This window comes from Psychroserpens mesophilus, assembly GCF_050617655.1.
In the GTDB taxonomy this organism is placed as follows: Bacteria; Bacteroidota; Bacteroidia; order Flavobacteriales; family Flavobacteriaceae; genus Psychroserpens; species Psychroserpens mesophilus_A.
In genome coordinates this window covers 244,677-256,749 of sequence record NZ_JBODQC010000001.1, presented here as the reverse complement: position 1 = coordinate 256,749, position 12,073 = coordinate 244,677, and the positions used below count along the sequence as shown (strand labels likewise).

At 33.4% G+C, this 12,073-nt stretch carries 15 protein-coding genes and 1 pseudogene; 9 read left to right on the top strand and 7 right to left on the bottom strand.

Annotated elements, in window-relative coordinates; translation table 11 throughout:
- Positions 1-7 precede the first annotated feature (7 nt).
- The 3 genes from ACRHNM_RS01080 to ACRHNM_RS01070 all read left to right on the top strand — a co-directional run bounded on the left by ACRHNM_RS01080 (position 8) and on the right by ACRHNM_RS01070 (position 2,026).
- Positions 8-334, top strand: a complete 327-nt coding sequence (locus ACRHNM_RS01080; protein ID WP_431132781.1) for a DUF59 domain-containing protein — start codon at positions 8-10, stop codon at positions 332-334.
- Between the two features lie 107 nt (positions 335-441).
- Positions 442-957 carry a DUF2480 family protein gene (locus ACRHNM_RS01075; RefSeq protein WP_431132779.1) on the top strand — a complete coding sequence of 172 codons (516 nt, stop codon included), beginning with the start codon at positions 442-444 and terminating at the stop codon, positions 955-957.
- Between the two features lie 133 nt (positions 958-1,090).
- Positions 1,091-2,026, top strand: a complete 936-nt coding sequence (locus ACRHNM_RS01070; protein ID WP_431132777.1) for a DUF3078 domain-containing protein — start codon at positions 1,091-1,093, stop codon at positions 2,024-2,026.
- 73 nt (positions 2,027-2,099) lie between these two features.
- Here ACRHNM_RS01070 and ACRHNM_RS01065 read toward each other — a convergent pair whose 3' ends face one another.
- Both ACRHNM_RS01065 and ACRHNM_RS01060 read right to left on the bottom strand, forming a co-directional pair.
- Entirely contained in the window at positions 2,100-2,792 is a 693-nt protein-coding gene (locus tag ACRHNM_RS01065; protein ID WP_431132776.1) for a hypothetical protein, read from the bottom strand.
- Positions 2,793-2,861: 69 nt separating this feature from the next.
- A complete protein-coding gene (locus ACRHNM_RS01060; RefSeq protein ID WP_431132774.1) occupies positions 2,862-3,671 on the bottom strand; it encodes an NAD(P)H-binding protein in 810 nt (269 codons plus the stop codon).
- Positions 3,672-3,782: 111 nt separating this feature from the next.
- Between ACRHNM_RS01060 and ACRHNM_RS01055 the strand changes: the two genes are divergently transcribed.
- Positions 3,783-4,250, top strand: a complete 468-nt coding sequence (locus ACRHNM_RS01055) for a CBS domain-containing protein (protein WP_431132772.1) — start codon at positions 3,783-3,785, stop codon at positions 4,248-4,250.
- Between the two features lies 1 nt (position 4,251).
- Here ACRHNM_RS01055 and ACRHNM_RS01050 read toward each other — a convergent pair whose 3' ends face one another.
- From ACRHNM_RS01050 to ACRHNM_RS01040, 3 genes are read right to left on the bottom strand one after another with little or no spacing between them, the layout of a single operon-like run.
- Entirely contained in the window at positions 4,252-4,935 is a 684-nt protein-coding gene (locus tag ACRHNM_RS01050) for a hypothetical protein (protein WP_431132770.1), read from the bottom strand.
- A gap of 51 nt (positions 4,936-4,986) precedes the next feature.
- Complete coding sequence (locus ACRHNM_RS01045) at positions 4,987-5,337, bottom strand: hypothetical protein (protein ID WP_431132768.1); 351 nt, start codon at positions 5,335-5,337, stop codon at positions 4,987-4,989.
- Between the two features lie 20 nt (positions 5,338-5,357).
- Positions 5,358-6,002 carry a spermidine synthase gene (locus ACRHNM_RS01040; protein WP_431132766.1) on the bottom strand — a complete coding sequence of 215 codons (645 nt, stop codon included), beginning with the start codon at positions 6,000-6,002 and terminating at the stop codon, positions 5,358-5,360.
- 158 nt (positions 6,003-6,160) lie between these two features.
- Here ACRHNM_RS01040 and ACRHNM_RS01035 point away from each other — a divergent pair.
- The 3 genes and pseudogenes from ACRHNM_RS01035 to ACRHNM_RS01025 form a co-directional block, all read left to right on the top strand.
- Positions 6,161-6,331 (top strand): annotated as a pseudogene (locus tag ACRHNM_RS01035) (single-stranded DNA-binding protein); the annotation flags it as partial.
- Positions 6,330-6,614, top strand: a complete 285-nt coding sequence (locus tag ACRHNM_RS01030) for a helix-turn-helix domain-containing protein (RefSeq protein WP_431132764.1) — start codon at positions 6,330-6,332, stop codon at positions 6,612-6,614. The pseudogene ACRHNM_RS01035 and the gene ACRHNM_RS01030, both read left to right, overlap by 2 nt.
- Positions 6,601-6,933: a single-stranded DNA-binding protein gene (locus ACRHNM_RS01025; RefSeq protein ID WP_431132762.1), complete on the top strand. Its 333-nt coding sequence runs from the start codon at positions 6,601-6,603 to the stop codon at positions 6,931-6,933. Before ACRHNM_RS01030 ends, ACRHNM_RS01025 begins: the two co-directional genes overlap by 14 nt.
- Before the next feature lie 487 nt (positions 6,934-7,420).
- Here the strand turns inward: ACRHNM_RS01025 and ACRHNM_RS01020 are convergent, their stop codons facing one another.
- The gene (locus ACRHNM_RS01020) at positions 7,421-8,161 is read right to left on the bottom strand and encodes a LytR/AlgR family response regulator transcription factor (RefSeq protein WP_431132760.1); all 741 of its coding nucleotides are present in this window, start codon (positions 8,159-8,161) and stop codon (positions 7,421-7,423) included.
- Positions 8,162-8,163: 2 nt separating this feature from the next.
- Complete coding sequence (locus tag ACRHNM_RS01015) at positions 8,164-9,963, bottom strand: tetratricopeptide repeat-containing sensor histidine kinase (protein ID WP_431132758.1); 1,800 nt, start codon at positions 9,961-9,963, stop codon at positions 8,164-8,166.
- Between the two features lie 188 nt (positions 9,964-10,151).
- Between ACRHNM_RS01015 and ACRHNM_RS01010 the strand changes: the two genes are divergently transcribed.
- Both ACRHNM_RS01010 and ACRHNM_RS01005 read left to right on the top strand, forming a co-directional pair.
- Positions 10,152-11,189, top strand: coding sequence for a hypothetical protein (locus tag ACRHNM_RS01010; protein ID WP_431132756.1), 1,038 nt, complete (start codon positions 10,152-10,154; stop codon positions 11,187-11,189).
- Between the two features lie 6 nt (positions 11,190-11,195).
- Positions 11,196-11,939 carry a T9SS type A sorting domain-containing protein gene (locus ACRHNM_RS01005; RefSeq protein ID WP_431132754.1) on the top strand — a complete coding sequence of 248 codons (744 nt, stop codon included), beginning with the start codon at positions 11,196-11,198 and terminating at the stop codon, positions 11,937-11,939.
- Positions 11,940-12,073 lie beyond the last annotated feature (134 nt).

Below are 12,073 nucleotides of genomic sequence, written 5' to 3'. Positions count from 1 at the left end.
ATGGATTATGAGTGATACAACGATAGACACAAATCTTTTGGGAGAAAAAATAGTAAGAGTTTTAAAAACTATTTTCGATCCAGAAATACCAGTAGATATTTATGAACTAGGTCTTATTTATGATGTATTTGTAAATGAAGATTACGAGGTTAAAATTTTAATGACTTTAACAACTCCAAACTGTCCAGTTGCTGAAACACTTCCTTTAGAAGTAGAAGAAAAAGTAAAATCTTTAAATGATGTAAAATCTGCAGAAGTTGAAATTACATTCGATCCACCTTGGACTCAGGATTTAATGAGTGAAGAAGCAAAGCTTGAATTAGGAATGCTCTAATAGCAAACCGTATTCAGATCTTCAATACACCTTAATTAGACAGGTTCAAACTCGGATTAAAATGAGATGTTGGAATTTGGAATTTATTTTTTTGAAATTTTATAAAAATGGCAGACGAGATTATAAATAGAGTTGCTCAAAGTAAACTTGTGGTGATTGATTTAGAAGATTATTACCCTCAGGGAAAACGAGTGCTTTTTGATATTAAAGACTGGCTTTTTGAAGGCTTGGTACTTCGAGAAAAAGACTTCAGACAATATGTTGCTAAACACGATTGGTCACAATATCATAATCAATATGTTGCTTTAACATGTTCTACAGATGCCATTGTTCCTGCTTGGGCTTTTATGCTCGTTACCATTGAGCTGGCCTCTTATTCCAAAAAAACGATTATAGGTGATTTACATACATTAGAAACTTCTGTTTATCAGGATATTATTAATGATTTAAATCTTAATTCTTATCAAGATAAGTCCATTATTATTAAAGGTTGTTCTAACAAACCAGTACCTGATAATGCTTATATTTTACTTACTGAAAAATTAAAACCCGTAGCTAAATCTATTATGTATGGTGAAGCCTGTTCTTCTGTGCCACTTTTTAAAAAGAAAAATAAATCTTGATTAATTGTGACTCTCAGTAAAAAATCGTGTCTAAAAGACGACATACAAAAAATCAAATTTATATAATTTATTGGTGTTCAAGACGCTATTGAATTATATTTGCATTTAATAATCAATTTTTAAAACTAAAAAAATGACTAAAAGATTACTTTTAACTACTGTTTTGATGCTATCCATGGTGTTTGGTTTTTCCCAAACTAAAGAAGAATTGCAGGCTCAAAAAGCTGAAAAACAAGCTGAAGCAGATGCAGCTCAAGCTGAAGCAGACGCCTTACAAGCTCAAATAAATGCTTTACCAGGATGGAGAATCGGAGCATTTGGTACTATTGGTGGAAGTCTATCAAACTTTAATAACTGGTATTCTCAGGGAGTTCCTAATAATGCTTCAGGAAACATTGGTATTACTTTTAATGGTTATGCTAATTTAATTGAAGAGAAATATTTCTGGAGAAACTCATTAACTGCCAATTTAAACTGGGTAAAATTAGATAACAAAGACACAGATTTAGATGATGATGGTTTCAATCCAACAACTGATGTATTCAATATTTCATCATTATATGGTAGAAATTTAAGCGAGAAATTAGCAGTTTCTACATTAATGGAATACAGAACAACATTGTTAGATAACTTTAATGATCCTGGATATTTAGATGTTGGTGTAGGTTTTACATGGTTGCCAATTGAAAATTTAATAGTCGTGGTTCATCCTTTAAACTATAACTTTGTTTTTGCTGAAAATGATACTGTTTTTGAATCGTCTTTAGGTGCTAAAATTGTAGCAGATTATACGCGACAAATTGGAGCTATAAATTTCAAATCTAATTTATCTGCTTTTCAGAGTTATAAAAGTGGAGACTTATCTAACTGGACATGGACAAACTCTTTTGGTTACACGCTTTGGAAAATGATTGGTGTAGGTTTTGACTTTGGTTTAAGAAGTAATAAACAAGAAGCACTGAACTACGCATTAGCAACTTTTGATGGTACAGGAGACGTACCAGATTTTGATAATGTTGATAATGATTTACAGACGTATTGGACAATTGGTTTGAGCTATAAGTTTTAATTAAAGTTTAAATTATAAAAAAAGCCTTTTGTAAATCGTTACAAAAGGCTTTTTTTATGAAAGGGGTAATTTGTTATTCCTTTTTTGGTGTTTTTCTAGCCACTAAAGCATCCTTACTTATTTGTGCCAGATTAAAATTAGCATCCATGGTAAGTGCTTCATCTAATAAGCTTATTGCTTTATCTAAATTGTCGGCTTGATTCATGTTGTATAAAATTAAAGCTTTCAAATATGTTAATGCACCTTTCATCGACACCTCATAGGGTTGCTGCGTTTCATAAAAAGCCTTTTTCATGTCAGGTTTTACATTAGCTAATCCATAATCTACACTAGCTTTTGCTCCTGCTAAATCTTGTATTTGAGTTTTTAAATCAGCAATTTCATAAGCTAAATATGAATTCGGTTCTTTTTTAAATAGCACTTCGTAAAAAACAAGAGCACGTTTAGGTTGGTTTAAAGCTTTTAATGCCAAGGCTTTCACTTCAGTACTAATGTCAGAATCTGTAGCATTATTATCGATACCAATAGTGTTTAAAGCTTCCAGATTTCGTCCTTCAGAAACATAAATATATGCCAGCGTATCTAATCTTTGCTGACTTGGTTCTAGAACATTGAGATGTGTCATTGCATTAATCACGCCTTGAACATCACCTTGTGATTTCATTTGTTTATAATAGTTTTCAAAGTGATTTAAAAGTTCAGTTTTTGTTTGCGCTGTCATACTTATTGAAGTCATTAAAACAACTAGGCAAAGAATTTTTTTCATAATCTTAATTATTTAGTGTGTCAAAACTAAAAAAATAAACAAAACAGAATCTTAAAAAGATGCTAATTATTACAGTTTGATTTTAAACTCATAATCCAAAACACGTGCCAGTTTCGATGAGTCAATAATTTTACCTTTACTTTTTTGAGTAGTATCGAAAGTTGGAAGTGGTAAATTTTGAGCTATACAGATGGAAGTATAATAGTTTTTTTTGGATGGATGCGAAGGTGTTGAAGCATTAAAGATGTCATTCCAGATATTTTGCTGAATGATATTTTCAATGATTGCAATACAGTCTCTTTGATGAATCAGATTTACAGGAGCATTAGGGTTTTTAAGGTTGGTTTTTCCAGATAGAAATGTTGCTGGATGCCTGTCATCTCCAAATAATCCTGAAAAACGAAGTATTGTTGTGCTAAAACCTGAGTTATTTTGAAATAATGCTTCAACAGCTAATAATTGTTGAGCAGTATTTGAAATCGTTGAAGTAGGACTGGTTTCATAAATTACAGGGAATAAGTCATCATCGTCATAAACCGTAGTTGAGCTTACAAATAAGACCTGCTTAACTGTTGATGCTTTTACATAAGGTAAAATATGTTGCATTTGCCTCACATAATTTGCTTCCGGATTTTTTCTCAATCCTGGCGGAATATTTAAAACCAGAGTATCACAATCTGAAAGACAATTTTCAATAGCACCAGAAATCCCTTCCGAAGACAACCGTATCAGAAAGCCTTGAATACCAACTGAATTTAAGATGGTGATTTTTTCAGAAGATGTTGTGGAGCCTTTAACCGAATGTCCTTTTTTTAATAAAGATGTAGCTAGTGGTAAACCCAACCAACCACAACCAATAATACAAATTCTTTGTTTCAATATTTTATTTTTTAAGCCCTTCGAAATGTACAAATTATTAGCTTGATGTTTGCTCTAGTATAATTCACTTATTTTCAGTAACTTTAAATTCAACACTAAAAAAAATCAGTTATGGGTATTAAAAGTTTTCAAGGCGCAAGAAAGCAACAACAAAATACTGTTGAAACTGCAGCATTAAAAGTAAGTGATTATATGTCACGTGAACTGATCACCTTTAAACCTGAACAATCGGTTGAAGATGTGATTCAAACTCTTATTAGATGTAAGATTTCTGGAGGACCAGTAGTGAATGATAATAATGAATTGGTTGGTATCATTTCGGAAGGTGATTGCCTGAAAGATATAAGTGAAAGTCGTTATTACAATATGCCAATGGAACAGCATAAGGTAGAAAACAGAATGGTAAAACATGTTGAAACCATAGATGGCAATATGAATATTTTTGACGCAGCCAATAAGTTTTTAGAATCAAAAATCCGTCGTTTTCCAATTGTTGAAAATGGAAAGTTAGTCGGACAAATCAGCCAAAAGGATGTTCTAAAAGCTGCTATTGAGTTAAAAGGGCAAAACTGGAAATAGTTTAAAGACTCGTTTGTCGTACTTCAGGTAAATCTGTAATAATAATTTTTTGTTTAGCTGTACTTTCTAAAGTTGCAATTTTAGAATATGGATATTCGGGAATAGGTTCGTTTAGGGTTTTCCATTTTGCAATACCAGCAACCGTAATGTCTTCACCAATTTCTATAATACCTTCTTTATAGCGTAAACGCTTATTGAAACCAAAAAAGGTTTGAGCATCTATATGATAGCGGTTAAAAACCGATTGAAGTTGAGGTGTTGGGTCATGAAATGTTCCTGAAGACTGGTTGTTATCTTTTACCAAATGACAGATGTAATTTCTAGGATGTTTTTGAGGTTTAATAATTACAAAATCATTTTTTGTCTCAATAAAAAATTCCTGGAATTGCTCATCTTTTACTACGGTTTTCCATGTTGAACTTTTCCCTGTACTTACTTTCTGTTCAATGATGATTTGATAAAACACACATTTTCTGTTTGAATAAGGAGCGATTAAAGGCGTTTTAACATGTAAGGCTTTCCCTGTTACTTTAGATAGCTCATTGGTTTTTAAATGAGATATAACTTTAGTTGGAATTTTTGCAAGTGTTCTAATAATTACATTTTTAGCACTAAAGTAATAGGTACTAAACGCAATTATTCCAAAAACAGAAAAAACAATAACAATTATAACTGGACCATTCATCTAATCAGGTTCTTTACTCTATACGTATTACATAGTGATAAATAGTTACAATTAGCTTTCACGTTTCACTAGCGCATAGTACTCGCCTTCAAGCGGTAAGTAACCTTGGTCGTAAACAAAATAATAAACCGTTCCTGCTTTGGTAGTATAAATACTCGTAAAGTAATTGAAATCGAATCCCTTTTCAATAAGCTTTGCTCTGGAAACCTTTGTTTTTTGATTCGGATTTAGATTCTCAAGAATACGATAGTTTTTACGCAACCAGTTATTGGTGTTTCTAATTAGATTTTTACGGTCTTTATTTATGGTATTATTATAAGAATTGCGACACGCATCACTACAGAATTTTTTATCGATTCTTCCAATGATTTTATCACCACATTCCGGACATTTTTTTTCCATAATTTATGAGTTTTAAAGGGTTATAAAGATTGGGAAATAATTACAGTATTGGTGTTGTTTACGTTATCAAAAATATTAACTTTATAGACTTTGGTTTTTAAAAAATCAATGACAGCATTTAATTGATTACTTTTTTTATCCTCTAATGAAGCATTAAATAAAATCACACCATTTGTAGATTTTGATTTTACGACATGATTCCAAAAAGAGAGTTCTAAAAAAGGTTTCGGAACGGTAACATCTATAAATAAATCAATGATAATCAAATCAAACCTCATGGTATTAGCTTTAATAAATTGAAGGGCATCTTCGCAAATAATGGAGGTATTTGAATTGTTTTCCAGCTGGTATTCCGTTTTGGCGATTTCAATTATTACTGGATCAATATCAACAGCAGTAATCTGTTTCTGGTAGTTAAAATCTTGACGAAGCGTTTTAATAACACTACCTCCTCCGAGACCTAAAAGTAAAACAGAATCGACCTGATGTATATCAATTTTTTCTAAGCCAAACTTCAAAATGGCTTGTAATGATCCATAAGAATAGTTAGCATTTTTGGTGTTGAGGTGTTTTTTTCCGTTATACCAAGTGATTTCTAAACAACCACTGTATTTAGAAGATACTTTACGAGTAATAGGATATACATAACTGAGGTACTTGATCATAGATGCCCAAATGTAAGGAAAAATATCCGTTTACAAACGACAACAAATATTTACAAACGAATTTAAACACGTAACAACCGACTAAAGTTTGCAAGCTGCTTCATATTTGCACTGTTGAATCGAACTAATGACATTCAATATAATTAAAACCTTATCTTATGAATACGTTAAGAAACAAAGTACAGTTAATTGGAAACTTAGGAAACGACCCAGAAATCGTAAAGCTTGAATCAGGAAAATTATTAGCTAAATTTTCTATTGCAACAAATGAAAGTTATAAAAATGCACAAGGCGAAAAAGTAACAGATACACAATGGCACCACGTCGTTGACCATTTGCGACATCGAATTAACCGCCCAAAAGCCGCTGCCTAAGGGCTATCCCGTAAACCCAGCCTCTTTTGGAGACTACATAAGGCAGTACCGAATGGCACATTGCTATTCTGCTTTTGAATTGTCTTTAGAGCTTGACGTTTACGAATCAACTATATACAAATGGGAGTATGGCAAAACCAAACCCACTCCAAAAAACATTCAAAAAATAATCGAATTTATGGGCTATGACCCACGAATTCATAATCCTTTAAAAATTGAAAATTATGAACTCACTTAGAAATAAAGTACAACTTATAGGTAGATTAGGACAAGATCCAGAAATTATCACTTTTGAAGATGGTGGTAAAATAGCAAGATTTAATTTGGCAACAGATGACAGCTATAAAGACAAACAAGGAAACAAGATAGAGCGTACTTACTGGCATCCAGTAGTAGTAAAAAATGGTCTTGTGAAAGTTGTTGAAAATTACATTACCAAAGGAAAAGAAATTGCTATCGAGGGCAAATTAACAAATCGCTCTTGGGATGATAATGATGGTAAGAAACATTATGTAACCGAAGTTGTTGTCAATGAGTTACTAATGCTTGGAAAATAATTATCGGTGAAAGTTTGATAGTCATAAAATTCTTGATATTTATTTTTGAGATATGTTTAATTTTTAAAACTTTAAATTATGCCTTTAAGAGATGATTATGATTACAGTAAGGAAGAGTCAGATAACCATTCTGATAACTTGAATCCAAATAATGACAACTATTGGGATTCAAGAGGAGAAGAAAATCCAAACTCTTAAAAAATAAAGGCAAGATTTAAAATCTTGCCTTTATCATTTTGCTTATGCCAGAATCAAAAACACTTTTAGAAATAGGAATATACTCAAACTTCAAAGTTTAAGAGCTTTCTTTTAGAGATATATTAAGCTTAAAGGATTTGTCAGAACGCTGTGAAAAAGGTCTTCAGGTTTAAAGAAAAACTTGCCTGAGTGTTTATTAAATAATTATGTCAAGCTTTTAAATATCCTCCCATATTTCCAACCAAGCCTTAGAGTCCATCGAAGTAAATTCTTAAGGTTAAGAAAATACTTATCTATTAATAAGCTTTAAGAAAGCTTCTTTTTTTCTTATGGATACTTCAATGATTGTATTATCACGCATGGTAACATATCCTCCTTTTCCTTTAGTGTATTTCGACACATATTTTAAATTAATTAAGTGTGAATTGTGAATCCTAAAAAAGTCTTTGCCTTCTAACATTTCCTCGAAAATTTTTAAGGTTTTTGAAACCAAGATAGGTTTCTTTATATTTTTAATGAAAATGTTGGTATAATTTCCTTCAGATTGACAACGGATGATCTCTGACACATCTTGAAAGATAAAACCATCTTGGGTTGGGATGGTTATTTTTTTGTTTCCATTATTTTGGATATTAGAAAGCAGTACATTCATTTTTGATGAAAAATCTTTTGCTTTTAATTTGCTGGATAATTTTTCCAAAGCCAATTTCAAATCAATTTCATCGATAGGCTTCAATAAATAATCAACAGCACTAAATTTAAAAGCTTCCACAGCATACTTGTCATGTGCTGTTGTAAAGATGACTTCAAAATCAACACGTTCTAATTCTTTTAATAAATCAAATCCAGTTTTGTCATGGATTTGAACATCTAAAAAAAGCAGATCTGGTTTGAAATTCTTAAACAATTTTAAAGCATCTTGTACAGAACGATATTCTGCCAATATTTCAACCTCTGGCTGTTGGTTTAACAAGTCTTTCAACCAATTTATACAATGTTGTTCGTCATCAACAATAATAGTTTTTACCATATTTAAAAAGCCATTTCTAACGGAAGCCTTACTTCTACTTTAACACCCTGCCCATTTGACTTGTTTTGGATAGTCACATTTCCGTTGGTATTCTTGTTTTTGTTTATAATTTCTATTCGCTTTTGGGTTATGTTCTGCCCTAACGATTTTTTTAAATTCCTAGGATTATCCTCGTTTTCTTGAATTCCGATACCATCGTCTTCAACGATGCATAGCAATATGTCATTATCTTTTCCAATCCTAATAGTGATATTGCCGCGACTTTCTTTTTTAGAAATCCCATGCCAGATGCTATTTTCCACAAAAGGTTGAAGAATCATTGGTGGCACTAAGACATTCTCTCTGTCAATCTGCTTGTCCACACTAATGGAATATGTGAATTTACCTCCCAAACGCTGGTTTTCCATCTGCATATAATTCTCCAAGAGATTTAGGTCTTCTTCCAAGGAAATTTCTTTTTCATTGGAATTTTCCAAGGTCTGTCTCATAATTTTGGCAAACTTGGATAGGTAGGTTTTGGCCTTATCGGTATCGTTCTTGGATATATAGTCACCAATAGAGTTGAGCGAGTTAAAGATAAAATGTGGGTTCATCTGTGACCTTAACGCCTTGAGCTCGGTTTCGGCTACAGAGGATTTATATTCTGCCGTCTGTTGTTTGTCCAAAGCATCTCTTCGGCGTTTATAAAAGAACACTCCAACACCTATAAACAACAAGAGCAAACTCCCTCCAAGAATGGAACCGGTCTTGATAAGTTTTTGGCGGTCTATTTCGGCTTGGGCGAGGGCTATTTTTTTGTCATTTTCAAGTTGAATGTCACGTTTCGCAATTTCCAGACGTTTGCTTTCACTTGCCATGCTGTCTTTGAGTACTACAGACTTTCTGTATGCTTCGTAGGCGTTTTTGTAATCAGACTTGGCTACGTAAACGTCTGTAAAAGTTCTCCAGAGCATTTCTTGAATAAATAGATTGCCTTCAAGATATTCCTTGTTTTCCAAGGCTTTATTTGCATATTCCTCTCCTTCTGTAATAAGGTGGTTTTCTAGGTAAACAAAGGCGGCATTGGCATAAACGGCTGCTTTCAAAAAATTAAGATTTAAGCTATCAACTAATTTTAGGCTTTGGTTTATGTGTTTAAGCGCACTATCGTTTTTATTGTTTCTGATTTCGGTAGCAGCCAAATTAGACAAGGCTGTAGTGAGCACTAAATTGTTGCTGACTTCTTTGCATGATTGTATAGCCTTATGGTAATTGACCATTGCCGAATCTGGTTTTTTAAGTTCGGAATAGGAATTTGCCATATTCATATAGGCAACCGGATATTGAGCCTTGTTTTTGTCCTTAATTATGGTTTGGAAGAGTGGTATTGCTTTCTCGTACTCTTGTTGGTCATAGTAAATAGAGCCTATATTGGCATAAAGGCCGGAAGTGTATTTTTTTAAGTTTGAATGGTTTTCGGCTACAGTCAGGCCTTTATGGTAATATTCTAATGCAGCATAAGGATTCCCTGAAATGTAGTGATGCCAAATGCCTATTTTTTCATAGGTAAGCATTTGCCCTTTCTTATACCCTAGAGAATCTGACACTTCCAAAGTCTTCAAACAAAAAGGGATAATGGTAGAATCATTTGGCGTTAGTATTAGCATGTCGACAGCAAGACTGTTTCTTGTATTGACATAGCCGGTATCAATCACCTTGCAATTGCTAATTACCTGTTGTAAAGAGTCCATTCTCTTCTGCTGCGCCGTGGCAACGGAAAACGATAAACCAAAAAAAACAAACAATAAAATAGTGTGCCTCATGCGGGTTGGTTTTAAAGGCTATCAATCAATTTTTTAGGAAGTAAGTTAAAATTAACATTTTTTAACAAACATCAAAGCATTTGGTGCAGAAAATAACCCAAGTCCAGCAGAAAATAAATCATCATTGATAAAAACAAAGTTTGTGGATAGTTTTGGTGGAGTTATTGATCATTAAATTCTTTTTAGATATGAAAATAAAACAACTTTTTACGCTTCTTACGGCACTTGTAGTTTTTACAGGTTTTGCCCAAAATACCATTACGGTTGATAATTCTCCGGGGGCCAATGCCGATTATGCTGACTTACAACCCGCTATTAATTTTGCCAATCCCAACGATATTATTTATGTCCATGCTTCCGAAACAAGCTACGGTCAAGTTACTATTACCAAGCCTTTATCCATCATAGGATTTGGACACTCCAATCCCGATAAAAACACTTATTTGGACGGTATTATTTTAAACGATGACAGTGATGGTAGCTATATAAGTGGGTTATATGTTGATGGTGATATTGACACCAACACGAATAATACAACCATCCTAAACGATTTGATTTTTGAAAACAATATTGTGCGTAATATGGACTTTAATGGATTAGGGGCTAATAATGTTTTGATTAGGGGAAATGTGATTAGAAGAATTGGTGGTGGGACCAATGGCACGACTAATTATACGAATACGCTAATAACTAATAATATTTTTGCCGACAACAGTAATACCGGTGGATCCGAAGGAGTTTCACTGAAAAACCATGAGTCTATCATAATCAGAAACAATATTTTTCTTTATGTAGCAGAGGTTGAAAATTTAAGTGATGATACTGGAGATATAGTTGTACAGAATTGTATTTTTTATCGAATTAGTGGCACCACTTTGGACTGGAACAACAATGGTGTCATCTTTGAAAATTGTTTGACCTATAATCCCAATGGGGCAATAACCCCTTTGGTAGGCACAGGAAACTGGGATGATGCCAACCCCAATTTTGTATATGTAGACGACGACTGGAACCCCACTTTTGATTTTCACTTACAACCAAGTTCCGTGGCTATTGGAGCAGGAGTCAATGGGGAAGATTTGGGTATTTATGATGGTGTGACGCCTTTTTTTTTCAACAATTTTGGGTTTACGGCAGGAATCCCAACGGTTACTATTACTGCAATAACAGAGCAAGTGGCTCCGGGAGACAACATAGAAGTTACCATTCAGTCCAATTCAAACTAAACTGCCATGAAACAATTAGTAATATTTTTATTGGGTTTTTTATGCTTTCATGGGTTTTCCCAAAGCATTGTATCGGCAGAGTATTTTTTTGATGCAGACCCTGGTGTTGGCAATGGAACAATATTATCCGTAAACACGAACACAGGAGAATTGACGCAAAGCTATTCCATTCCAACCACAGGGTTAAGCGATGGTTTTCACAGTTTGTACATCAGAACATTAAACGACGAGGGAAATTGGGGTTTCTATGACCGCTATATCATTTACCTAAAAGAGTTTGCTGGAGTGGATTCTAATATCGTTTCAGCTGAATATTTTATCGATTCTGATCCGGGCGTTGGCAATGGTGAGCCGTTTGATATTACAGCACCAACCCAAGTTATAATCTTTGATACCGATGGATTGGCAAATGGTGACCACTTGTTTTATGTACGTGTATTGAACGAAGACGGGGAATGGTCATTTTATGATTATGCCCTGTTTACAATAAATCCGAATTTAGGTGTGGGAGAAAGTCTGTTTAAATCAATCGCTATCCACCCCAACCCCGTCAAAGATATGGTCAACATCACTTCCTCTGTAGATTTAACCATTACCAACACAACCATTTATGACCTTACAGGTAAAACGGTCTATCAGTCCAAAGACAATTTAAAACAATTGGATATGAGTAGTTTTTCCAGTGGAATCTATCTGTTGAATCTTACAACAGATAAAGGAAGTGCCAGCTATAAACTTGTAAAACAATAAATCATGAAAACGAAACAAACTTTTTACGTTTCTTAAATAATGATGCTTCAATGGATTTCATGAACTTGGTAGATGACATAAATGAAAGCTTTAAGTCCTGACGCTATAAAAATTTGAGTATATCTGAAGAGTGG